The 22,549-nt window shown below is 65.6% G+C and carries 17 protein-coding genes and 2 tRNA genes; 9 read left to right on the top strand and 10 right to left on the bottom strand.

Annotation, left to right across the window (positions count from 1 at the left end):
• The first annotated feature begins 265 nt into the window (after window positions 1–265).
• Window positions 266–1,630, top strand: coding sequence for a DNA recombination protein RmuC (gene rmuC, locus A9513_RS25935; protein WP_176707294.1), 1,365 nt, complete (start codon window positions 266–268; stop codon window positions 1,628–1,630).
• 42 nt (window positions 1,631–1,672) lie between these two features.
• Here the strand turns inward: rmuC and A9513_RS25930 are convergent, their stop codons facing one another.
• The 4 genes from A9513_RS25930 to A9513_RS25915 form a co-directional block, all read right to left on the bottom strand.
• The gene (locus A9513_RS25930; protein ID WP_024763407.1) at window positions 1,673–3,019 is read right to left on the bottom strand and encodes an FAD-binding oxidoreductase; all 1,347 of its coding nucleotides are present in this window, start codon (window positions 3,017–3,019) and stop codon (window positions 1,673–1,675) included.
• 88 nt (window positions 3,020–3,107) lie between these two features.
• Complete coding sequence (locus A9513_RS25925) at window positions 3,108–3,998, bottom strand: metal-dependent hydrolase (RefSeq protein WP_065085978.1); 891 nt, start codon at window positions 3,996–3,998, stop codon at window positions 3,108–3,110.
• A gap of 8 nt (window positions 3,999–4,006) precedes the next feature.
• Window positions 4,007–5,779 (bottom strand): SDR family oxidoreductase, encoded by a 1,773-nt coding sequence (locus tag A9513_RS25920; RefSeq protein WP_065085977.1) that lies wholly within the window; start codon window positions 5,777–5,779, stop codon window positions 4,007–4,009.
• On the bottom strand, window positions 5,776–6,660 hold the full coding sequence (locus A9513_RS25915) for a M24 family metallopeptidase (protein ID WP_065085976.1): 885 nt from the start codon (window positions 6,658–6,660) through the stop codon (window positions 5,776–5,778). The genes A9513_RS25920 and A9513_RS25915 overlap by 4 nt, the downstream gene beginning before the upstream one ends.
• Before the next feature lie 270 nt (window positions 6,661–6,930).
• Here A9513_RS25915 and A9513_RS25910 point away from each other — a divergent pair, with 270 nt between their 5' ends.
• Window positions 6,931–7,749, top strand: a complete 819-nt coding sequence (locus A9513_RS25910; RefSeq protein WP_065086046.1) for a MerR family transcriptional regulator — start codon at window positions 6,931–6,933, stop codon at window positions 7,747–7,749.
• A gap of 4 nt (window positions 7,750–7,753) precedes the next feature.
• On the opposite strand, the gene A9513_RS25905 is transcribed toward A9513_RS25910, so the two are convergent.
• A complete protein-coding gene (locus A9513_RS25905) occupies window positions 7,754–8,662 on the bottom strand; it encodes a LysR family transcriptional regulator (protein ID WP_065085975.1) in 909 nt (302 codons plus the stop codon).
• Between the two features lie 83 nt (window positions 8,663–8,745).
• Between A9513_RS25905 and A9513_RS25900 the strand changes: the two genes are divergently transcribed.
• The gene (locus A9513_RS25900; RefSeq protein WP_037015841.1) at window positions 8,746–9,204 is read left to right on the top strand and encodes a DMT family transporter; all 459 of its coding nucleotides are present in this window, start codon (window positions 8,746–8,748) and stop codon (window positions 9,202–9,204) included.
• Window positions 9,205–9,268: 64 nt separating this feature from the next.
• On the opposite strand, the gene A9513_RS25895 is transcribed toward A9513_RS25900, so the two are convergent.
• Complete coding sequence (locus tag A9513_RS25895; protein WP_024763414.1) at window positions 9,269–12,745, bottom strand: PAS domain-containing hybrid sensor histidine kinase/response regulator; 3,477 nt, start codon at window positions 12,743–12,745, stop codon at window positions 9,269–9,271.
• Between the two features lie 261 nt (window positions 12,746–13,006).
• On the opposite strand from A9513_RS25895, the gene A9513_RS25890 reads away from it, so the two are divergent.
• The 4 genes from A9513_RS25890 (at window position 13,007) to A9513_RS25875 (ending at window position 19,075) form a co-directional block, all read left to right on the top strand.
• Complete coding sequence (locus tag A9513_RS25890; protein ID WP_024763415.1) at window positions 13,007–13,576, top strand: GNAT family N-acetyltransferase; 570 nt, start codon at window positions 13,007–13,009, stop codon at window positions 13,574–13,576.
• 231 nt (window positions 13,577–13,807) lie between these two features.
• The gene (locus A9513_RS25885; protein ID WP_065085974.1) at window positions 13,808–14,659 is read left to right on the top strand and encodes an AraC family transcriptional regulator; all 852 of its coding nucleotides are present in this window, start codon (window positions 13,808–13,810) and stop codon (window positions 14,657–14,659) included.
• Between the two features lie 207 nt (window positions 14,660–14,866).
• Window positions 14,867–17,032: a TonB-dependent receptor family protein gene (locus A9513_RS25880; RefSeq protein ID WP_065085973.1), complete on the top strand. Its 2,166-nt coding sequence runs from the start codon at window positions 14,867–14,869 to the stop codon at window positions 17,030–17,032.
• Window positions 17,033–17,200: 168 nt separating this feature from the next.
• A complete protein-coding gene (locus A9513_RS25875; protein WP_065085972.1) occupies window positions 17,201–19,075 on the top strand; it encodes an MFS transporter in 1,875 nt (624 codons plus the stop codon).
• A 63-nt stretch (window positions 19,076–19,138) separates the two neighbouring features.
• Here the strand turns inward: A9513_RS25875 and A9513_RS25870 are convergent, their stop codons facing one another.
• The 4 genes from A9513_RS25870 to rdgC form a co-directional block, all read right to left on the bottom strand.
• On the bottom strand, window positions 19,139–19,348 hold the full coding sequence (locus A9513_RS25870; RefSeq protein WP_024763416.1) for a cold-shock protein: 210 nt from the start codon (window positions 19,346–19,348) through the stop codon (window positions 19,139–19,141).
• Between the two features lie 205 nt (window positions 19,349–19,553).
• Complete coding sequence (gene sugE, locus A9513_RS25865) at window positions 19,554–19,868, bottom strand: quaternary ammonium compound efflux SMR transporter SugE (protein ID WP_024763417.1); 315 nt, start codon at window positions 19,866–19,868, stop codon at window positions 19,554–19,556.
• A gap of 133 nt (window positions 19,869–20,001) precedes the next feature.
• Window positions 20,002–20,958, bottom strand: coding sequence for a bile acid:sodium symporter family protein (locus tag A9513_RS25860; protein ID WP_065085971.1), 957 nt, complete (start codon window positions 20,956–20,958; stop codon window positions 20,002–20,004).
• A 72-nt stretch (window positions 20,959–21,030) separates the two neighbouring features.
• Window positions 21,031–21,951, bottom strand: coding sequence for a recombination-associated protein RdgC (rdgC, locus tag A9513_RS25855; protein WP_024763419.1), 921 nt, complete (start codon window positions 21,949–21,951; stop codon window positions 21,031–21,033).
• 177 nt (window positions 21,952–22,128) lie between these two features.
• Here rdgC and A9513_RS25850 point away from each other — a divergent pair.
• Window positions 22,129–22,204, top strand: a tRNA-Val gene (locus A9513_RS25850).
• Between the two features lie 13 nt (window positions 22,205–22,217).
• A tRNA-Asp gene (locus tag A9513_RS25845) sits at window positions 22,218–22,294 on the top strand.
• The last annotated feature ends 255 nt before the right edge of the window (window positions 22,295–22,549 follow it).

Here is a 22,549-nt window from a genome sequence, read left to right as displayed (position 1 = left end):
CAAGTTCTCCACCGAGTTATCCACAGCTTCTGTGGATTGTCCCGAGCGCTTGCTCAGGAGCCTTGTGCCAGGGCCGTTACGGCGGACGAGGCCGCTCCCGGCGGGCGGCTGGTAGACTGGCGCGATCCTTTGCCACACCTCGGAGTCCTGCATGCCCCTCGATCTGTCCGCCCTGTTGATCGGTGCGCTCGCCGGATTGCTGCCCATGGCTGCACTTGCCTGGCGTCTGCAAGCGCGAAGGGTGGAGGTGGAGCAGGAGGCGACCCTGCTGCGCGAGCGGCTGGCGACGGCGCAACTGGCGCAGGACGGGCTGTCCGCGCGGGCTGAGGCGGATCGCGATGCTTTCCAGCGCTTGAGTGGCCGGCACGGCGAACTCTCCGCCGAGGCGGCGGCGCTACGCCGCGAAGTTGAACTGGGCAAGGAAGAGCGGGCCCGCCTGGCTAACGCCGAGCAAGACTGGCAGACCGAGCGCGCCGACAAGGAAACCGAGCTGCGCCGTCTTTCCGCTGAGCACGCGGCGCTCTCCGCCGAGCTGCGCGAGCAGCAGGACAATCACCAGCAGCGACTGGGCGACCTGCAATCGGCGCGAGACGATCTGCGGGCGCAATTCGCCGAGCTGGCCGGGAAAATCTTCGACGAACGCGAGCAGCGTTTTGCCGAGTCGAGCCAGCAGCGCCTGGGGCAGTTGCTCGACCCGCTCAAGGAGCGCATCCAGTCCTTCGAGAAGCGCGTGGAAGAGAGCTATCAGGCCGAGGCTCGTGAGCGTTTCTCGCTGACCAAGGAGCTGGAGCGCCTGCAGCAGTTGAACCTGCGCCTGGGCGAGGAAGCCACCAACCTGACCCGTGCCCTGAAGGGCCAGAAAACCCAAGGCAACTGGGGGGAACTGGTGCTCGAGCGCGTGCTGGAACACGCCGGCCTGGAGAAGGGCCGCGAGTATGAAACCCAGGTCAGCCTGCGCGCGCCGGATGGCGAGCGCTTCCAGCCGGACGTGCTGATCCGCCTGCCCGGCGACAAGCAGGTGGTGGTGGACGCCAAGGTCAGCCTGACCGCTTACCAGCAGTTCATTGCCGCCGAGGACGAGGTGATCCGCCAGCAGGCGCTCAAGGCCCATGTGCTGTCATTGCGCAACCATGTGAAGGGGCTGTCCGACAAGGATTACCGACGCCTGGAAGGGCTGCACAGCCTCGACTTCGTGCTGCTGTTCATGCCGATCGAAGCGGCTTTCTCGGCGGCACTGCAGGCCGAGCCGAACCTGTTCCAGGAGGCTTTCGAACGCAACATCGTGATCGTCAGCCCGACCACCCTGCTGGCCACACTGCGGGTGATCGACAGCCTGTGGCGCCAGGAGCGGCAGAACCAGAACGCCCGCGAGATCGCCGAGCGCGCCGGGGCGCTGTACGACAAGTTCGTGCTCTTCGTGCAGGATCTGGATGAGATGGGGACCCGCCTGCAGCAGTTGGACAAGACCTATGCTGCTGCGCGCAACAAGCTCTGCGAAGGGCGCGGCAACCTGATCAGCCGCGCCGAGCAGGTAAAGCTGCTGGGGGCGCGGGCGAGCAAGAACCTGCCGACGGAGTGGCTGGAGCGGGCATTGAGTGACGATGCGCCGCTGGTGGAAGAGGGCGAGTAGGGGCGCCTGGGGACGCGCCTACAAAAAACACTGGCCGCTCCGTCAGAACAGGGAGTAGGGCTTGCCCGCCGTGCCATCGGCGAAGCGCCGCAGCCGGAAGGCATGCAGATCCATTCCAGGATCACCTTTGTAAATCCACTGGCTCATCAGTTGGCCGACGATCGGCCCCATGGCGAAGCCGTGGCCGCAGAAGCCCGTGGCGATCAGCAGTCCGGGTACTTGCGCGGGCGCATCGAGCACCGGAATGCCATCGGGCAGCACGTCGATCAGTCCCGCCCAGCTTTCCACGACTTTCACATCGCGTAGTGCCGGGAAGGCTTTTGCCAGATTCTGCTGTGCCGTGAAGACACGCGCGGTGTTGGCCTTTACCTGCGGATCGCGCTCGCCGAGTACCGGGCCGTTCACGCTCCTTTCCGAACCGGGCAGGCGCTGGCGCAAGTCGTGGAACAACGCGCCGTTGAGCTTGAAGGAGAAGCCCGCGCGATGCTCCGGCAGGTGCGGCAGGTAGTGTCTGGCGCCGCGCAGGTAGTCGAGGTTCAGGTCGATGTCGGCCTGGGTTTCGTCAGCGAGGTTGATGCTGCCATCGGCGCGCTGGCGGAAGCCGATGCCGTGGCCGATGAAGCTCTGCGCGCCCACGTCCGGGCCGGGGCAGGTACGCGAAACGGTGCAACGCACGGCTTGTTGCGGCAGCTCCAGGCCGAGGCTCTGCACCAGGCGCCAACTGCTGGCGCCCGCGCAGATCAGCAGGTGACGGGTTTTCACATAGCCGCGTTCGGTCTGTACGCCGCAGACGGCGCCGGCGGCGCGGTCGATGCCGGTGACGCCGCAGCCTTCGACGAACACGGCGCCACGCTCAATGGCACGCAGCGCATAGCCGGGCGCCACGCGGCGCGGCTCGGCCTGGCCATCATTGGCGGTGTAGAGGGCGCCCAGTGCCGGGTCGCTCAGGGCCGGCATCAACTGCGCGACTTCCGCGCGGCTCAGCAGCCGGGTACCGAGGTCGAAGTTGGCGGCGACCTTCAGCCAGTCTTCGTACTTGCGCTGCTGCTCCGGCGTTTCGGCCAGGTACAGGCAGCCGCCCTGGCGCCATTCCAGCGGCAGTTGCAGCTCTTCTTCCAGGCGTTCCCACAGCGGAATCGCCGCCATCATCAGCGGCACTTCCGCCGGGTCGCGCGCCTGCTGGCGGACGAAGCCCCAGGCACGGGTGGATTGCTGGCTGGCGATCCCGGCCTTGTCCAGCACCAGTACGCTCAGGCCCTGGCCGGCGAGCTGCCAGGCGGTGGCGCAGCCCATGATGCCGCTGCCGGCGATGACCACGTCCACCTGCTCCGGCAGGCGCTCCACGCGGGAGGACAGGGCGGGGTGAAGCGGATAGGTTCCCATCGGCATACGGCGGCATCCCTGAGTCGAATAACGGATGCCGCAGTATGCGATTGACGTGCGCCGCGCATCCACTGCGCGGGCGCGCCGACAGGCGCTACGAAGCGCGCGCGGCCCGGCTGGCGGCCGGCGAACGGGCCAGGTAGTCCAGCGCTTCCTGGGTGTTGGCCTCGTGGTCCGGGTGGTACCAGGGCTTGAAGTAGCGCAGGAAGCTGGTGGCCAGGGAGCTGATCTTCGGCAGCACGCCGGACTTCGAGCCATCGCGCCAGATCGCGGCGAAGGAGCGTGGTTTGGCGATGGTCGGGTCCTGCCGCGACAGGGTGCGGGTGCCGAAGGCGAACAGGTAGATGATCAGCGGCCACACCACGAACATCCACAGCTGCCGACTGACGAAGGTGCCGCCCAGGTGCACGTGCAGGTCATGGGCAACGTTGCGGTGCTCCACTTCCTCGGCGCCGTGCCAGCGGAACAGGTCGAGCAACACCGGGTCGGCCTTGGCGCGGTCCAGCGCATCGGCTTCGAGAATCCACTTGCCGAGGATGCAGGTGAAGTGCTCCACCGCGGCGACGATGGCGCAGCGCTGGCCGATCCACCAGCGCTTGAGCCAGGGTGTACGGTTGAACAGTTCAGTGCCCAGCGGCGTGTCGCTGAGCAGTTGTTCGAACAGATAGTCCATGACCTTCAGATAGCGTGTGGAGTCGATGCCGTGGTGGCTCAGGTAGCGCTCCAAGGCACCCGAGTGGGCGCGGGCGTGCATGGCTTCCTGGCGGATGAAACCCTGCACGTCCTCGCGCAGCCGGCCTTCCTTTACGAAGGGCAGTGCCTTGTTGTAGAGGCGGCAGAACCACAGCTCGCCCGCCGGCAGCATCATGTGGATGACGTTGATCGCGTGGGACGCTTCGGGCTCGCCGGGAATCCAGTGCAGCGGCGAATCGGTGTAGTCGAACTGCACCTTGCGTTGCACGAGCTTGTGATGATGGTCGTTCATGGCAGTTCTCAGGCAGTGAGATTGAGGCGGGCGAACAGGCGCGACAGCCAGGGCATGAAGCGCCATTGCAGGGCGCCCAGGTGCACTTCGCTGCCGACTTTCACCACCGGCTGGTTGCGTTCCACCGCGCGGGCGATGCGTTCGCCGACGGTGTCCGGGCTGAGGCGGCGCCGACGATAGAAGCGCTGCACCTTGGCACGGTGTTTCGCCTGTTGTTCGTCATCCAGGCCGGCGAAGCGCGTGGCCTGGACGATGCCGGTATCGACGAAGCCCGGGCAGGCGGCGCTGACGCCGATGCCATTGCCCGCCAGTTCGGCGCGCAGGCATTCGCTGAGCATCAGTACCGCGGCCTTGCTGGTGGCGTAGGCCGGGTAGTTGCGTGACGGCGCGAAAGCCACGCCGGAGGCGACGTTGACCAGGTGCCCCGGCTTCCCGGCCTCGACCATCTGCTTGCCGAACAACCGGCAACCGTCGATCACGCTCCACAGGTTGATGCGCAGCAGGCGCTCCCATTCCTGCGGGGTGGTCTTGAGCATCGGCCCGGCCATGCCGATGCCGGCGTTGCTGACCACCACGTCGGGCACGCCGAGGCTGCTTTTCACCCACTGGGCGAAGCGCTCCATGGCGGCGCTGTCGCCCACGTCCACGCAATAGCTGTGAGCCGTGGCGCCGACTGCGCGGGCCAGTTCGGCACTACGTTCGGCAGCGGCCGGGTCGATGTCCGCGGCCAGCACGCTGGCGCCGCGTTCGGCGAAGCTCAGCAGGGTCGAGCGGCCGATACCGCCGCCCGCGCCAGTGACCACCACCAGCTTGCCGGCAAAGGGGCCGGCGCCGGGCTTCATTGCCGCGCGCTGCAGCTCCGGCGGGGCTTCACCGCCCTCGATATGGCTGACGAATTCGTCGATCCACTTGCCCAGTCGGACCGGTTCGGCGAGCAGTTGCCAGTGTCCAGCAGTGACATCGCGGCGCCACAGGCGCGGCGCCCACAGCGAGAGCTGCTGGAAGAGTTGCTGGCCGACGTAGCGGTCGCGGGTGGGCACGATGAGTTGCACCGGCACCTCGGTGTGGCGCTTGCGCGGCTTGAAGATCGAGGTGATGAAGTTGGCCCGGTAGAGCTTCACGCCGTGCTCGCCATCGCTGGCCTGGTGCGGGTTGCGCACCGGGTTGCGGATGCCTTCGACCTTGCGCAGGTACAGCGGCCACGCCTTCGCCGCGCCGAACCGCCAGGACAGCGACGGCAGCAGCGGCAGGTGGAAGTAGTAGATGTACCAGGAATGCAGCAGCTGGCTGGCCATCTGCAGCAGCGCGCGCGGCGTCTTGCGGCGCAGACGGTCGCGCATCCAGAAACCGACGTGGTCCAGGCAGGGGCCGGAGACACTGGTATAGGAGGCGATGCGGGCGCGCAATTGTGGATCGGTGACGCTTTCCCAGGTCTGGATCGAGCCCCAGTCATGCGCCACCAGATGCACCGCGCGCTGCGGGCTGACGGCATCGAGCACGGCCTTGAGGTCCTGGCTGAGCAGTTCCAGGCGGTAGTCGCGGGTCTTGCGCGGCTTGTCCGATTCGCCGGCGCCGCGCACGTCGTACGCTACCAGTTGGAAGCGCCCCGAGAGATGGCGGATCAGCGGCAGCCAGGTTTCGTGGTTGTCCGGATAGCCGTGGACGAACAGCACCATCGGCAGGTGCGCCTCGCCCCAGCGCCAGACGGCCAGGCGTACGTTGCCGGACTGCACGTCCAGCCGTTCCGGCGCCGGCAGGGTCTTCTCCAGCATGGCGTTCATGCCACCTCCCGCCGCGCCGGGGCGCTGATCAGGCCGCGCTCGGTCCAGCGGCGCACGTGGGGCAGGTCGTCGTCCAGCCAGTAGGCATCGTCCTCGGTGACCACCAGCAACTCCTCGAACTTGGCGCCCACGCCGCGCAGGCCCAGGTGCGGTTCGACGGCCCAGAGGCCGGGCGTGGGCGCATGTTGCGAACGATCATTGCTCGACCACAGCGGCGACCAGCCCTCGCGGCGGCCGGTGATCAGGGCGTTCTTCATCAGCGTGGCGATGTTGCGCACGCCAAAGCGCGCGACCGACGGGCCGGTGGTGCGTGCGCCGAGTTTTTCCACGCGGTGCGCCAGCACTTCGAAGGGATAGGCCTTGTGCCGCGGTAGGGTGCCTTGGCGGTGGCAGAGACGGTCCACCGATTGGCTGACATGGGCCAGCGGCAGGCGTTGGCGCACTTGTTCGACGATCAGGTTGCGGTGCGCCAGCAGATCGTCCATCAGGCGCTCCACCAGCAGGTTGTGGCCCAGTGCGCCGGAGTAGCCGACGTCGGCGGTGTAGGCGCCCAGGGTCGGTGCGCAGTCGAGGATGAAGGGCATGCCTTCCTCCAGGCGCTGCTTGCCGGGGTAGAAGGCCAGGTTGAAGCCGCCCAGGTGGCGCAGGCCGTCGAAGCCCTTGAAGGAGGTGCGGCTGCCGAACCAGGCGAAGGGCTGGTGGAACCAGTCGCGCACGCCGTGATCGAGCAGCCAGGTCTTCATCAGCGCGGCGGTCTCGCGCTCGCTGATGCCCGGGCGCAGTTCGCCGGCAATGGTTTCGCAGCAGCGGTAGGCCAGTTGCTGAATCTCGCGGAAGTGCCGCAGGTCTTCGGGGGTGGGCACCCAGGCGCCTTGGGACATGACTTTCTCCAGGCTGGTTGTTGTTATCGTTACATCGGGCGATGTCACGATCGATGCTGACCCATCGGTTGCCATTGCGCCATGCGTGCGTCGCGGGCCTGGAGTGTTACCGGAGCGGGGAGCCGCGGATGGCGCGGGTTGTGGGCGGGAGCGGGGAATCCGGTGGGTGCAGTTCCCGTCTTTGGTTGGGCCTCGGGGATGCGAAGGGGATCACCGAAGGATTAATCCTTCCGATTGTTCCGTGGGCATGTCGATGGCTATCATCCGGCCATGAGCACACCCCTGAACCTCCTGCAGCGCCTGCTGCAGCGCCCGGACGACGCGCCTTCCGCACTGGAAGACGAGCGCGAGTATTCCGTGGATGAACTGGCCCGCGAGGGCGGCACCACGGTACGCAACCTGCGCGCCTATCAGGATCGTGGCCTGCTGCCGCCGCCCGAGCGCCGGGGCCGCGCCGGGGTGTATTTCGCCAGCCACCTGCGCCGCCTGCGGCTGATCAATCGACTGCTGGAGCGCGGCTACAACATCGCCAATATCAAGGAGCTGCTGCAGAGCTGGGAAAGCGGCCATGACCTGGACCATGTGCTCGGCCTCGACGAAGCCATCGTCGGGCCATGGAACCTGGAGTCGCCCGGCAGCATCGAGTTCAGCGACCTGCAGGCGTTGTTTGGCGATGAGCTGAACGACGCCGTGATCGACGAGGCGCTGGCCCAAGGGCTGCTCGCTTTCGATGGCGAACGCATCAATATCCCCAGCCCGCGCCTGTTCAATGCCGGTGTCGAGCTCTACCGTGCGGGTATTCCGCTGGCGTCGTTGCTGGATCATCTGGCCGTGCTGCGAACCGACACCGAACACCTGGCTGCCGGTATCGTGCGCCTGGTGGTGACCCATCTGGTGGACAAGCCCGGTACCGACCTGCTGCCCGGCGCGGCCGATCTGGAGCGCCTTGCCGAAGTCTTCCAGCGCCTGCGTCCCGTGGCCGAACAGGTGGTGCTGGTGGAGCTGGCGCGAGGCCTGAAGCGCTCGGCCAACGAGATGCTCGGCGAGCGCGTTGGGGAAATCCTCCGTCGCCTGGAAACCCCGGAATAGGTGGTCAGCTGGCTGCCTGGGCCAGCTTGCCACGCAGCCAGCGCCGCGCGGGGTCGTCCTCGCTGGCCTCCGACCAGATCTGCACGAAATCGAACGGTGCCAGTTTCAGCGGCGGCTCGAAGCTGGCCAAGCCATGGCTTTCGAGATCGTCCGGAAGCATCCGCGCGGCGATTGTCAGCACCAGATCGGTACCCGCCAACAGGCTCGGCGCCACGCTGAAATGCGGCACGGTAGAGGCCACCTGACGCCGCCGGCCGAGTTTTTCCAGATGGCTGTCGATCTCTTCCGCTGGGCTCTGCTGCAGGGCGACCCGCAGGTGTGGGGCGGCTAGGTAGTCGTCCAGGTCCAGGCGCTTGCGGCCGCCCAGGGTTTCGCTCGAGCACAGGCAGACGAAGCGTTCCTCGAACAGGCGCTGCACCCGCAGCCCTTCCGGCAGCATGGGGAAGACCCCAAGGGCACCATCCAGCTCGCCGCTCGACACCTGCTCGGCCATGCCCCCGCGCGAAGCCTGGCGGACGTCCAGATGTATGCCCGGCGCCTCGCGGCGCAGGATCGGCAGCAGCGTTGGCAACACCACCCAGGCGCCGTAGTCGGACATGCCCAGGCGTAGCTCCAGCTCGGCGTTCGCCGGATCGAAATCATCGCCCAGTACCAGCCGGCGCACGCCACCGAGGATTCCCCGCAGCGGGCCGGCCAGTTCGAAGGCGCGGCGGGTCAGTTGCATCTGGTTGCCGGCGCGCACCAACAGCGGGTCATCCAGCAGGTCGCGCAGGCGATTCAGCGCGTGGCTCACCGCCGGCTGGGTCATGGCCAGCCGCTCGGCGGCGCGGGAGACGTGGCGCTCTTCCAGCAGGGCGTCGAGGATCACCAGCAGGTTGAGATCGATGCGGCGCAAGTCATGAATCGAGTGCATTCGGGTTGTGCCAATCATTCATTTCCATGCGCTGAATGGATAGCAGAAGCTGAGCCCCATCGACAAGCCATGGAGAATCTTCGATGTCGAAACTGCTTCTGTTATTGCCTGCCATCGCTGTGGGCGCGCTGGTCGCCTTGCAGGCGGGCAGCAACTCGCTGCTGGGGCGCCAGTTGGGGCACCCACTGAGTGCCAGCTTGACCTCGCTGGGTGTCAGCCTGGCGGCGGTGATCATTGCGCTGCTGGCGTTCCGCGTACCGCTCCCCGCTGCCGCAGGAATTGCCGCCACGCCCTGGTGGGGCTGGCTGGGTGGGTTGTTCGGTGCAGCGTACCTGACGGTGGCCGTGATGCTGGCGCCGCAGTTGGGCGCGGCAACGTTCCTCGCCTGCGTAGTGGCGGGGCAGATGCTGATGTCGGCGTTGTGCGATCAGTTCGGCTGGGCGGGTTTTTCAGTGCGGCGGTTGTCGCCCGAAGGTTATCTGGCCATCGGGCTGATCATTGCCGGGGTGGTGGTTTTGCAGTGGCGTGGGAGGGTGGCGTGAAGTATCGCTGGCTGCTGGTTTTGGGTGGGTTCGCGACGCCGCTGCCAAGGCGCGGCTAGACGAATTATCTCAGGCTCAGATGCCGACTCAACAATGCCCGTAGCGCTGCCGGCTTCACCGGCTTGGGCAGGAAGTCCAGCCCGGCCGCATGGATCTGCGCCACCAGTTCGGGGCGGGCGTCCGCGCTGATCACCACGCCTGGCACCGGCTCGCCCAGGCGGGTGCGCAGCCAGGCCATGAGGTCGGTGCCGAGTTCGCCGTCGTCCAGGTGGTAGTCGATCAGGGCCAGTTGCGGGCGCGCGTCGCCGTCCAGCAGCGCCTGGCATTCCTCGCGGCTGCGTGCGGTGAGCACGCGGCAGCCCCAGCGGGTCAGCAGGCTGTTCATGCCGGTGAGGATGCTGTCTTCGTTATCCACGCAGAGCACCTGCGCGCCGTTGAGCTGTTCCGGGGTTTCCACCTTGTGCCCGTTGAGCGGCGCCGGGGCTGGTTGGCGGGCGAGCGGCACGCTGACGCTGAACACGCTGCCCTTGCCCGGCCAGGAACGTACTTCCAGGCGGTGGCCGAGGACCTTGCACAGACGGTCGGCGATGGCCAGGCCCAGACCCAGGCCCTTTTCGGCGCGGGTCTGGTGGCTGTCCAGGCGTTTGAATTCCTCGAAGATCACCTGCAGCTTGTCCGGCGGGATGCCTGGACCGTGGTCCCAGACTTCGAGCCGCAGGTGCCCGGCCTCGCGGCGCACGCCCAGCAGCACGTGGCCCTTGGCATAGCGGAAGGCATTGGTGAGGAAGTTCTGCAGCACGCGGCGCAGCAGTTTGATGTCGCTTTCCACGCGCAGCTTGCTGCCGCGCACGTGGAAGTCGATGCCGTGCTCCTGGGCCAGTACGCGGAATTCCACGCCGAGGGTGTCGTACAGGTTGCTCAGCGGGAAGGCTGCGACGTCGGCGCTGACGCGGCCACCCTCAAGACGCGAGATGTCCAGCAGGTCGGTGATCAGGTCTTCCGCCGAGCGCAATGAGGAGTCCAGGTGGCGCACCAGTTCGGTAGCCTCTTCGGGCAGTTTGTCCTGGTGGGCGAGGGCGGCGGAGAACAGCCGCGCGGCGTTCAGCGGCTGCATCAGGTCGTGGCTGACCGCAGCGAGGAAGCGCGACTTCGACTGGTTCGCCGCCTCGGCCGTGCCCTTGGCCTCGGTGAGTGCCTGGTTGAGCTGCGACAGCTCGAAGGTGCGCTCCTGCACACGCTGTTCCAGGCTCTCGTTGGCGTCCTTCAGGCCTTGCTCGGCGTCGCGGTAGTTGGTGATGTCGGTGAAGCTCATGACGAAGCCGCCGCCGGGCATCGGGTTGCCGATCAGCTCGATGACGCGGCCGTTAGGGAACAGCCGCTCGGAGGTGTGCGGCGTGCCCTGGCGCATCCAGTACAGTCGCTTGGCGACGTGCAGGTCCGGGTCGCCCGGCCCGCACAGGCCACGTTCGGCGTTGTAGCGGATGATGTCGGCGATGGGCCGGCCGACGTAGATCAGCCCCTCCGGATACTCGAACAGCTCGATGTAGCGGTGGTTCCAGGCCACCAGGCGCAGCGACTGGTCGACCACGCTGATGCCCTGGGTGATGTTCTCGATGGCGCCCTGCAGCAGTGCGCGGTTGAACTGCAGGACCTCGGAGGCTTCGTCGGCGATCTTCACCACGTCCTCCACCTGCATCTCGCGGCCTTCGATGGCGGCCTTCACCACGGCGCGCGCGGAGGAGGCGCCGAGCACGCCGGCGAGCAGGCGTTCGGTGTGGGCGATCCATTCGTCGTTGGCGTTCTGGCTGGGCGTGAAGCCCTTGCCCTGGCGGTAGGCGAAGCGGATGAAGCTCTGCCGCGCGCGCTCCTCGCCGACAAAGCGCGCGGCGAGCATCAGCAGGTCTTCCAGCTGCACCGCGAGCATCGAGCGCGAGCTGAGCTTCTGCGAGATTTCCTGGCCGATGAAGCGGCTGGCCTGCCAGTGTTCCGACACGCGGGTGCGCGAGAACACCGAGACCAGCCCGAACAGCGCGAAGTTGCCGATCAGCGAGAGCAGCACGCCCAGGGTCAGCGGCTCGATGGACAGGCCGAACGGACGGCCGGCTAGCCAGGCCAGGCCGGGGAAGGTTTCCAGCGGCCAGCCCAGGCCCTTGGCGACCACCGGCAGCACCAGGGTGTACGCCCAGAGGAACGAGCCGGCGGCCAGCCCGGCAAACACACCACGACGGTTGGCCTGCTTCCAGTACAACGCGCCGATCATCGCTGGGCCGAGCTGGGCGATGGCGGCGAAGGCGATCTGGCCGATGGTGGCAAGGCTCGCGGTGGAGCCCAGCAGCCGGTAGCTGACGTATGCCAGCAGGAGGATCAGCGCGATGCTCACCCGGCGCACGGTCAGCAGCCAGTGGCGGAACACCTCGAAGGGCTGCTCGGCCTCGCCCTTGCGACGCAGCAGCCAGGGCAGCAGCATGTCGTTGGAGACCATGGTGGACAGCGCCACGCTGGCGACGATGACCATGCCGGTGGCCGCCGAGGCGCCACCGATGAAGGCCAGCAGTGCCAGTGCGGGATGGGCCTCGGCCAGCGGCAGGCTGATCACGAAGGAGTCCGGCATCACGCCCGCCGGCAGGTGCATCTGCCCGGCCAGGGCGATCGGCACCACGAACAGTGCGGCCAGCACCAGGTAGATCGGGAACACCCAGCGCGCCAGGTTCAGGTCGCGCGGCTCGATGTTCTCCACCACCAGCACGTGGAACTGGCGCGGCAGGCACATGATGGCGGTCATCGCCACGCCGGTCTGCAGCAGCATGGCTGGCCAGTGCACGGTCTCCTTCCAGTATTCGTTGAGCTGCGGGGCGACGCGGGCCTTGTCCAGCAGGTCGCCGAAGCCGTCATATAGGCCGTAAGTGACGAAGATGCCGACGGCGAGGAAGGCGGTCAGCTTGACCAGGGATTCGAAGGCGATGGCCAGCACCATGCCGCGGTGGTGCTCGGTGACATCCAGGTTGCGGGTACCGAAGACGATGGTGAACAAGGCGAGAATCAGCGACACGATCAGCGCCGTGTCCTGGGCGCGGATGCCGCCCGAATCGGGGCCGGCGCCGATCAGCAGGTTCACCCCGAGGACTATGCCCTTGAGCTGCAGGGCGATGTAGGGCAACACGCAGACCACACAGATCAGCGCCACCACCACTGCCAGCGCCTGGGACTTGCCGTAGCGCGCGGCGATGAAGTCGGCGATGGAGGTGATGTTCTCCTGCTTGCTGATCATGATCATCTTCTGCAGCACCCAGGGCGCGAAGAGCATCAGCAGCACGGGGCCGACATAGATCGGCAGGAATGACCACAACTGGTCGGCAGCCTGGCCGACGGCGCCGAAGAAGGTCCAGCTGGTGCAATACACAGCCAGCGAGAGGCTGTAGACCCAGGCGCGGACGCGCGGCGAAAGAGGGGCGCGACGGCGGTCGCCATAGAAGGCGATGGCGAACAGGACCGCCATGTAGAGCAGGGCGACCGTTGCGATCAACCCACTGGACAACGACATGCTGACTCCGGAAATGAACTGGCTCCCCCGCAGGAGCGCTGGCAGCAGTTTCGCACCAAAGTCCGGAACTGTCAGACGCCTGCTACCAATGTCTCAGTGGCGCCGTGTCGCGCCTCACACTTGAGGGCGGCGCGCCGGACTGATAGCTTGCCGGCCTTTTCGCGGTCCGTCTGTCGTGCGCCTGCCGGCGCGCGGCACTTCATCGGGCCGCTACGCTCTGATGTGAGCGATGATTCTGCGTCGTGTGTCGAGGAGGGCGCCATGTTCAGACCGTTACCCATCACCTTGCAGCGCGGGGCCCTGCGCCTGGAGCCCATGGTGGAGGCCGACGTACCGGACCTGGTGACGCTGGCAGAGCAGAACCGCGAGGTCCTGCAGTTCATGAGCGCACCTGGACGCCCGGACTGGTACCGCCAGGGGCTGGCCGACCAGCGCGAGGGCCGCGCCCTGCCGCTGGTGGTGCGCCTGGGCAACCAGATCGTCGGCACCACGCGCTTCATGGACTTCCTCCCGGCGCTGCCGGCCTGCGAGATCGGCGCCACCTGGCTGGACCAGGCCCAGCACGGCAGCGGCCTCAACGCCACCATGAAGTACCTGATGCTGCGCCATGCCTTCGACAGCTGGAAGATGGTCCGCGTGCAGTTCAAGACCGCCGCCAGCAATGAGCGCTCCCAGCGCGCCATCGAGAAGCTCGGCGCGGTGCGCGAGGGTGTGTTGCGCAACCATCGGCGCCTGGCTGGCGGGCGGCTCGACGACACCATTCTGTACAGCATCACCGACCAGGAATGGCCACAGGTGAAGGCCGCGCTGGAAGCCGGTTTCGTCGGCTGAGTGATACTCTGCACCGCTTGCCCCCTCACCCTAACCCTCTCCCCAAGGGAGAGGGGACTGTTCGGCGCAGGAGGAAACTATTGTGTCAGCCGGCGCAGACGGCTCCCTCTCCCTCTGAGCGGGGCGCGTAGCCAGGGCTGGGGTGAGGGACAGCCCGGACGCCATTTTCCAGTAATGGCTGATATGCCGGCAGGGCACGGCATACAAAGAGTCCCTTGACGGGAGTGGTACATGGCAGAAGACCACGCAAGCGGCGAACGCACCCGCTTCTGGCGCGCCCAGGAACTGGGCGGCGTCGAGCTGCTGCACGCACGCTACATCGAGCAGGTGTTCTCGCCCCACGTCCATGAAGGCTTCGCCTTCGTCATGATCGAGCAGGGGGCGCAGCGCTTTCACCATCGCGGTGCCGAGCACTTCGCTCCGGCCGGCAGCGTAGTGCTGATCAACCCCGACGAGGTCCACACCGGCTCCAAGGCCGACGAGGCCGGCTGGCGCTACCGTGGTTTCTATCCGGAGCTGGCGCAGGTTTCCGGCGTGCTGGAGGAGCTGGAGCTGGGCAAGGGCGGCACGCCGTCTTTCGCTGCCAGCGTGGTGAATGATCCGGAACTGGTGCAGGCGCTGTTCGCCGCGCACCGGCTGGCGGATTCCGACGCTACTGTGCTGCAGCGCCAGACCTGCTGGCGCGAGGCGCTGCTGTTGCTGTTCCAGCGCCACGGGCGGATTCCCGAGGCGCAGCCCGCGGGCAATGAACCGGTGGCGGTGGCGCGGGCCCGCGAGCTGCTTGGCTCGCGCTTGCTGGAGCCGCCGTCGCTGGAGGAACTGGCCGCCGCCGTCGGGCTTTCTCCGTTCCACTTTGCCCGCGTGTTCCGCAAGGCCACTGGCCTGCCGCCCCATGCCTGGCTCAAGCAGCGTCGACTGGAACAGGCGAGGGCGCTGCTCAAGCAGGGCTGCATGCCGGTGAACGTGGCCATGCAACTGGGCTTCGCCGATCAAAGCCACCTCAGCCGGCAGTTCAAGCAGGCCTATGGGGTCGGCCCTGGCGAGTATCGCCAGGCCTGCGCGCGGTCGCTCCGCCAGGCCTGACGTTTCTGCCGTATCCCCCTGAAGAACCTTGCCCTTGATGGGGTGCCGGCTTTTTTATCACACGCCATTGAGCGATCGTTCGATACGACGGAAAGAGAATCTGAGTCAATCGGAATATTTTTTCATTTGCGATACATTTGCATTTACAAAATTTACATTCGGCTTTAATTTGCCACCCCTTCACGAAGTACCCGGGGAGGGGGAAGCATGTCGCACGTTCGTTCGTGGTCGCGCCTGGCGATCGCCGTTGCCCTGGCCACGCCGCTGCTGCCGGTGCAGGCCGAAGAAGACACCAGGGAACTGGAGACCGTCACCGTCGTCGGTGACTGGCTCGGCGAGGCCGACCAGCAGGTTGTGCAGAACCACCCCGGCGCGCGCACCGTGGTACGCCGCGAGCAGATGATCGAAGAGGGCGCGCAGAACGTACGCGACGTGCTGCGCGGTATTCCCGGCGTGCAGGTGCAGGACAACAACGGCACCGGCGGCAGCGATGTTTCCCTCAACGTCGGCGTGCGCGGCCTGACCTCGCGCCTGTCGCCACGCTCCACCGTACTCATCGATGGCGTCCCGGCCGCCGTGGCGCCCTATGGCCAGCCGCAGCTGTCGATGTTCCCGCTGTCGGTGGGCAACCTCGACAGCGTCGACGTCGTACGTGGCGCCGGTTCCGTGCGCTATGGACCGCAGAACGTCGGCGGGGTGATCAACTTCGTCACCCGGGCGATTCCCAAGGAGTTCTCCGGCGACGTCGGCAGCACCGTAGAAACCGCTTCCCACGGCGGCTGGAAGAAGCTCTACAACGCCTTCCTCGGCGGTACCGCCGACAACGGCATGGGCGCTGCACTGCTGTATTCGGGCGTGAAGGGCGCGGGCTACCGCGACGGCAACGACGCCACCGACATCGACGACGTGATGTTCAAGACCCACTGGGCGCCCACCGATGTCGACGAGTTCTCCGCCAACTTCCACTACTACGACGGCAGCGCCGACATGCCCGGTGGCCTGACCCAGGCGCAGTTCGACAAGGACCCGTACCAGTCGGTGCGCGACTACGACAACTTCACCGGTCGTCGCAAGGACGTCTCGCTAAAGTACAAGCGGCAGATCGACGACCTCACCCAGGTCGAAGTGCTGACCTACTACAGCGACAGCTTCCGTGGCAGCAACATCGCCAACCGCGACCTCAAGACCCTGGCGTCCTACCCGCGCGACTACCACACCTTCGGTATCGAGCCACGCGTGTCGAAGATCTTCATGGTCGGCCCGACCACCCAGGAAGCCAGCATCGGCTATCGCTACCTGAAGGAGGCGATGCACGAGCGCGCCAGCCAGGTCGGCCTGGTGAACAACATCCCGACGCCGATACCCGGCGCCGACGGCCACACCTACCAGGACCGCACAGGCGGTACCGAGGCGAACTCCCTCTACCTCGACGACAAGATCGACGTGGGCAACTGGACCGTTACCCCGGGCATCCGCTTCGAGCGCATCTCCACTGACTGGCACGAGCGCCCGGTCCTCGACAACAAGGGCAAGCCGGTCCAGGAGAAGAACCGCAGCAAGGACTACAACGAGCCGCTGCCGGCGCTCGCGGTGATGTATCACCTGTCGGACGAGTGGAAGCTGTTCGCCAACTACGAGACCTCCTTCGGCAGCCTGCAATACTTCCAGCTCGGCCAGGGCGGCAGCGGCAACGACACCGCCAGCGGCCTGCAGCCCGAGAAGGCGAAGACCTACGAAGTGGGCACGCGCTACGACAACGGCACCTGGGGTGGCGAAGTCACGCTGTTCTACATCGACTTCGACGATGAGCTGCAGTACATCAGCAACGACGTGGGCTGGACCAACCTGGGCGCCACCAAGCACCAGGGCATCGAGACCTCCGCGCACTACGACATGGCTGCGCTGGACCCGGTACTCGCCGGCCTGACTGCCTACGGCACCTTCACCTATACCCGCGCTACCTACGAAGGTGAGATCCCGTCGTTCAAGGGCCGCGACCTGCCGCTGTACTCGCGCCAGGTGGCGACCATCGGCCTGCGCTACGAGCATGACCGCTGGACCTACAACGTCGACGGCTTCGCCCAGTCGGGGCAGCGCGCGCCCGGCCCGACCACCAACTCCAACGGCAGCTTCACCGGCAACTACATCACCGAGCCGAGCGCCGATGGCCAGTACGGCGACATCCCCGGCTACGTGCTGTGGAACGCCCGCGTGGGCTACGACTTCGGCCCGCAGGCGTCGAACCTGAAAGTCGCCGCCGGGGTGAAGAACATCTTCGACCAGATGAACTACACCCGTTCCAGCGACAACAACGCCGGGATTTACCTGGGCGAGCCGCGCACTTTCTACGTGCAGGGCAGCGTCGGCTTCTGACGTCTTCCCGGCTCATTGAAAAACCCGTCCTTCGCGACGGGCTTTTTCTTGCACGGATTACGGCGTTCGAATGGATTTGTGCGGAAAATGTGGCTTTTCTTCACGCTGTTGCCGTCATATCCGTGCTGTCATTCCGGCTCAAGGCCGCTACGCAGGTAAACAAGGACGATGTCTCAACACTCGCAATTCGCCCTGCTGGGCACCAAGCGATTCCTGCCCTTCTTCATTACCCAGCTGCTGGGTGCGTTCAACGACAACATCTTCAAACAGTCGCTGATCCTGGCGATCCTCTACCATCTCACCGTCGGCGGTGACCGCAACCTGCTGGTCAACCTCTGCGCGCTGTTGTTCATCCTGCCGTTCTTCCTGTTCTCCGCCCTGGGCGGCCAGTTCGGCGAGAAGTTCAACAAGGACGCGCTGATGCGCGCGCTGAAGCTGGCCGAGATCGTGATCATGGCGGTGGGCGCCGCGGGCTTCGTGTTCGGCAGCCTGCCGCTGCTGTTCCTCGCGCTGTTCGCCATGGGCACGCACTCGGCGCTGTTCGGCCCGGTGAAGTACTCGATCCTGCCGCAACACCTGCGCGAGGACGAACTGGTTGGCGGCAACGCCCTGGTGGAAATGGGCACCTTCCTCGCCATCCTCTGCGGCACCATCGGCGCCGGCGTGCTGATGTCGCGGCAGGACTATGCGGCCGGCGTCGGCATCGCCGTGGTGCTGGTGGCTGTCTGCGGTTTCCTCGCCAGCCGCAACATTCCCCGTGCGGCAGCTGCGCTGCCGGACCTGAAGGTCGACTGGAACATCTTCCGCCAGTCCTGGAGCATCCTCCTGCTCGGTCTGCGCCAGCGCCCGGCGGTGTCGCGCTCGCTGGTGGGCAACTCCTGGTTCTGGTTCCTCGGCGCGGTCTACCTGACGCAGATCCCGACCTACGCCAAGGAACTGCTGCATGGCGACGAGAGCGTGGTGACGCTGATCCTCACCGTGTTCTCGGTGGGCATCGCGCTGGGCTCGATGCTTTGCGAAAAGCTTTCCGGCAAGAAGGTGGAAATCGGCCTGGTGCCCTTCGGCTCCATCGGCCTGAGCCTGTTCGGCATCCTCCTGTGGTGGCATTCGGGCGGCTTCCCGCAGGGCGCGCAGCCCTACAACTGGCTGGCCGTGCTGGAGCACTCGCAGTCCTGGGCTGTGCTGGCGGATATCCTCGGCATCGGTATCTTCGGCGGCTTCTACATCGTGCCGCTGTACGCACTGATCCAGGCGCGCACCGAGGAAGACAAGCGCGCGCGGGTGATCGCGGCGAACAACATCCTCAATGCGCTATTCATGGTGGCGGCGGCGATCGTCTCGATCCTGCTGCTGTCGGTGGCGAAGCTGACGATCCCCGAGCTGTTCCTCGTGCTCTCGCTGATGAACGTCGCGGTGAACGTCTACATCTTCAAGATCGTGCCCGAGTTCACCATGCGCTTCCTGGTCTGGCTGCTGACCCATTTGATGTACCGAGTCGACCATCGCAACCTTGAAGCCATCCCCGACGAAGGCCCCGCGGTGCTGGTGTGCAACCACGTGTCCTTCGTCGATGCGCTGCTGATTGCGGGTTCGGTGCGGCGCCCGGTGCGCTTTGTCATGTACTACAAGATCTTCCGCATCCCGGTGCTCAATTTCATCTTCCGTACGGCCGGCGCGGTGCCGATCGCCGGGCGTAACGAGGATCCGGAGACCTACGAAAAGGCTTTCGCCAAAGTCGCCGAGTACCTGCGAGAAGGAGAGCTGGTGTGCATCTTCCCCGAGGGCATGCTGACCCTGGATGGCGAGATGAACGAGTTCCGCGGCGGCGTGGAGCGCATCATCGAGGAGACGCCGGTGCCGGTGATCCCGATGGCGTTGCAGGGCCTGTGGGGCAGCTTCTTCAGCCGTGACCCGCAGAAGGGCTTCTTCCGCCGGCTGTGGTCGCGGGTGTGCCTGGTGGCTGGTCAACCGGTGGCACCGGAAGAGGCCAGGCGCCTGGCGCTGCAGGAGCAGGTCGCGATGCTGCGCGGCGCGGCGCGCTGACTTTATTGGCGGCAAAGAAAAAGCCCCGGCAATGCCGGGGCTTTTTCATGGGCGTGTCGCGGTTCAGATGACCTGAACTTCGTCAGCCTGCAGGCCCTTCTGGCCTTCAACCACGATGAAGGAGACCTTCTGGCCTTCCTGCAGCGACTTGAAGCCGGTGCCCTGGATGGAGCGGAAGTGCACGAAGACATCGTTGCCGCTTTCCGGAGTGATGAAGCCGAAGCCCTTGGCGTCATTGAACCACTTGACGGTGCCGGTCTGACGATTCGACATGGAGATACACCTTGAACAATTGAATATTGTTTTGCGGAAAGGTCCGCGCTCGTCCTGAGTTGCAAGGTGCAGTCGAAGCCGGGTGGTGGGGAATGGCCCCACCAGGTCACGAGCCACAGTGACCCAAGCAAACACAGTGGCCCGCAGCATACCGACAAATTTTCGGGAAAGCGACAACCCGCCGGTATCGAGAACCGATACAGCGTCAGTGGCTCATTTTCAGTCCGACCAGTCCGCACAGGATCAGCGCAACGCTGAGCAGGCGTACCGGCGCCATGGACTCGCCGAACAGCACGATCCCGACGATGACGGTGCCGACAGCGCCGACACCGGTCCAGATGGCGTAGGCGGTGCCCAGGGGCAGATTCCTCATGGCCAGGCCAAGCAGGCCCATGCTGGTGATGATCGCCAGCACGGTGAGGATGGTCGGTATCGGTCGGGTGAAGCCTTCGGTGTATTTCAGGCCGACAGCCCAGCCCACTTCGAACAGGCCGGCGACGAACAGAATGATCCAGGACATGGAACTCTCCAGACGGTGGATGGAATGGAGGGCCGTCCCCGCTGGAGCACCGGAAGGTGGTGAGGTCGTCCTCACAATGTGCATTATTTTGCACAAAAGCGGTGCGCCGGGCAACCCGGCGCGGGAGGTTGCCCTATTGCGGGGCTTCTTTCTGGACGGGTGGCTCATCGGACATGCGTCGGAACCAGGTGGAAAGCGTAGCGCCGGAAATGTTGTGCCAGACGCTGAACAGCGCGCTGGGTACGGCCGCCAGCGGCGAGAAGTGCGCACTGGCCAGCGCGGCGCCAAGCCCGGAGTTCTGCATGCCGACTTCCAGCGCCAGCGATTTGCGCTGCGCCAGCGGCAGCCCGAAGACCTTGGCGGTGAAGTAGCCGAGCAGGAAGCCGAAACCGTTGTGCAGGATCACCACGGCCATGATCAGCAGGCCGGATTCGGCGATCTTCGCCTGGCTGGCCGCGACCACGGCGGCGACGATGATCACGATGGAAATCACCGAGATCAGCGGCAGCACATCGACCACGTGGAGAACTCGCGCCCCGAGCATGCGCTGAGCGACGATGCCGAGGACGATGGGTACCACGACGACCTGCAGGATCGACCAGAACAGCGCGCCGAAGGACACCGGCAGCCAGGCCGAGGCCAGCAGCCAGATCAGCGCCGGAGTCAGCAGCGGGGCGAGGAGGGTGGTCACGCCGGCGATGGCCACGGAAAGCGCCAGATCGCCGCGCGAGAGCCAGGTCATCACGTTGGAAGCGGTACCGCTGGGGCAGCAGCCGACCAGGATCACGCCCACGGCGATTTCCGGCGGCAGGTGCATCAGTTGGCAGAGCAGCCAGGCCATGCCGGGCATGATCACGAAGTGGGCGATCACACCGAGGGTGACACGCCACGGGTGCCGGGCGACTTCGGCGAAGTCCTCGACCTTGAGCGTCAGGCCCATGCCGAACATCACCACGCCGAGCATTGGGACGATGGCGATGGTGAGCGGAGTGAAGAGTGAGGGGATGAAGAACGCCAGAATGGCGAAGAGCAGCACCCAGAGGGCGAAGGTGTTGCCCATGAAGCGGCTGAGCAGGATGAGAGCACGCATGGGCCGTCCTTCTTTTTATGTGGGCCTTATTGTCAGGACAGGCGCCGCGAGGACGCGGCGCCTGTCACGGCATCAGATGCCTTCGGGCATCGCTTCGCCACCGAGCGCTTCGATCAGCGCTGGAAGGAATTCGGCGAAGGTCAGCATCATCAGGGTGAAGCTGGCGTCGAGCTGGCCGAGGGCGTCTTCGCCGCCGTCCTGCTCCGCCTTCTCCTGCAGCATGTCTTCGAAGCGCAGGCGCTTGATCGCGACCTTGTCGTCGAGGACGAAGGACAGCTTGTCGGACCAGGCCAGGGACAGCTGGGTAACCAGCTTGCCGGCGGTCAGGTGCAGCTGGATTTCCTCGCTGGTCAGATCCTGGCGCTTGCAGCGCACCACGCCGCCGTCTTCGTGGGTGTCACGCAGCTCGCACTCGTCGAGGACGAAGAAGTCGCCGGCGGCTTCCTGGGTTTTCACCCATTCGGTCAGGGTGGCGGTCGGTGCGGTCTTCACGGTCAGCGGGCGCACCGGCAGCGAGCCCAGCGCTTCGCGCAGGGTGGACAGCAGGTCTTCGGCCTTCTTCGCGCTGGAGGTATCGACCAGAATCAGCCCCAGGCTCGGAGCGATGGCGGCGAAGGTCACGGAACGACGGATGAAGGCGCGTGGCAGCAGAGTCTGGACGATCTCGTCCTTGAGCTGGTCGCGTTCCTTCTTGTAGACCTTGCGCATCTGTGCGGCTTCGATCTCGTCGACCTTCTCCTTGAGCGCGTCACGTACCACGCTGCCGGGGAGGATGCGCTCTTCCTTGCGGGCACTGATCAGGAAGAATCCCTCGCTGGCGTGCACCAGCGGCGCGTCCGGGCCCTTGCCGAAGGGGGCGGAGAAACCATAGGTAGTCAGCTCCTGGCTGGCGCAGGAGCGCGCCGGTTTACTGGCCAGGGCCTTTTCCAGGGCATCGGCGTCGATCTGCAGATCCTGGGTGAGGCGATATACGAGCAGATTGCGGAACCACATGAGGGGCTAACTCCTGGACACAAAGGAGCCATTATTCCGTTCGGCGCGGTTCAGGCCAACCCCGTTTCGTCATTCCTCCTCTTCATCTAAGCCTTTGGAACATCTGAAAATTTTTTTCATCGAGGGGCTTGCCAGGTGCAAATGTCCTCCGTAGAATGCGCCCCACTTCGAGACGAAGGGTGATTAGCTCAGCCGGGAGAGCATCTGCCTTACAAGCAGAGGGTCGGCGGTTCGATCCCGTCATCACCCACCACTCGAGKTMCGACGCAGCGGTAGTTCAGTCGGTTAGAATACCGGCCTGTCACGCCGGGGGTCGCGGGTTCGAGTCCCGTCCGCTGCGCCACATTCTGAAAAGCCCTCAGGTAGCGATACCTGGGGGCTTTTTCTTTTCCTTCCTTTCCTTGTCTGCAAAAGCCTTTCCTGCGAAAGCGTCCCGTCAAAGTTGCCCGCTTCGATCACCGTGATTGCGTGCTGGCCGTCTGTCTTATCCTGTTAATTTTCTTATAAGTTTGCTGTGGGAACTTCTCTCTCGGCAGTGGTTCCTATTGCCCATAGCCACTGGCCACGAGCGCCTGATAAGCTCGCGGCTTCATTACTT

The sequence above is a fragment of the Pseudomonas sp. AU12215 genome, assembly GCF_001675465.2.
Taxonomy (GTDB): domain Bacteria; phylum Pseudomonadota; class Gammaproteobacteria; order Pseudomonadales; family Pseudomonadaceae; genus Pseudomonas; species Pseudomonas nitroreducens.
The sequence above is the reverse complement of the archived record's forward strand: the minus strand, read 5'-3'. Positions and strand labels throughout refer to the sequence as shown.

What these genes read in the sequence shown, in the direction of transcription:
- A9513_RS25930 (WP_024763407.1), bottom strand. Translation starts at nt 3,019, where the DNA reads ATGCCGATGGGAACCTATCCGCTTCACCCCGCCCTGTCCTCCCGCGTG.
- A9513_RS25925 (WP_065085978.1), bottom strand. Translation starts at nt 3,998, where the DNA reads ATGAACGACCATCATCACAAGCTCGTGCAACGCAAGGTGCAGTTCGAC.
- A9513_RS25920 (WP_065085977.1), bottom strand. Translation starts at nt 5,779, where the DNA reads ATGAACGCCATGCTGGAGAAGACCCTGCCGGCGCCGGAACGGCTGGAC.
- A9513_RS25915 (WP_065085976.1), bottom strand. Translation starts at nt 6,660, where the DNA reads ATGTCCCAAGGCGCCTGGGTGCCCACCCCCGAAGACCTGCGGCACTTC.
- A9513_RS25910 (WP_065086046.1), top strand. Translation starts at nt 6,931, where the DNA reads ATGAGCACACCCCTGAACCTCCTGCAGCGCCTGCTGCAGCGCCCGGAC.
- A9513_RS25905 (WP_065085975.1), bottom strand. Translation starts at nt 8,662, where the DNA reads ATGCACTCGATTCATGACTTGCGCCGCATCGATCTCAACCTGCTGGTG.
- A9513_RS25900 (WP_037015841.1), top strand. Translation starts at nt 8,746, where the DNA reads ATGTCGAAACTGCTTCTGTTATTGCCTGCCATCGCTGTGGGCGCGCTG.
- A9513_RS25895 (WP_024763414.1), bottom strand. Translation starts at nt 12,745, where the DNA reads ATGTCGTTGTCCAGTGGGTTGATCGCAACGGTCGCCCTGCTCTACATG.
- A9513_RS25890 (WP_024763415.1), top strand. Translation starts at nt 13,007, where the DNA reads ATGTTCAGACCGTTACCCATCACCTTGCAGCGCGGGGCCCTGCGCCTG.
- A9513_RS25885 (WP_065085974.1), top strand. Translation starts at nt 13,808, where the DNA reads ATGGCAGAAGACCACGCAAGCGGCGAACGCACCCGCTTCTGGCGCGCC.
- A9513_RS25880 (WP_065085973.1), top strand. Translation starts at nt 14,867, where the DNA reads ATGTCGCACGTTCGTTCGTGGTCGCGCCTGGCGATCGCCGTTGCCCTG.
- A9513_RS25875 (WP_065085972.1), top strand. Translation starts at nt 17,201, where the DNA reads ATGTCTCAACACTCGCAATTCGCCCTGCTGGGCACCAAGCGATTCCTG.
- A9513_RS25870 (WP_024763416.1), bottom strand. Translation starts at nt 19,348, where the DNA reads ATGTCGAATCGTCAGACCGGCACCGTCAAGTGGTTCAATGACGCCAAG.
- sugE (WP_024763417.1), bottom strand. Translation starts at nt 19,868, where the DNA reads ATGTCCTGGATCATTCTGTTCGTCGCCGGCCTGTTCGAAGTGGGCTGG.
- A9513_RS25860 (WP_065085971.1), bottom strand. Translation starts at nt 20,958, where the DNA reads ATGCGTGCTCTCATCCTGCTCAGCCGCTTCATGGGCAACACCTTCGCC.
- rdgC (WP_024763419.1), bottom strand. Translation starts at nt 21,951, where the DNA reads ATGTGGTTCCGCAATCTGCTCGTATATCGCCTCACCCAGGATCTGCAG.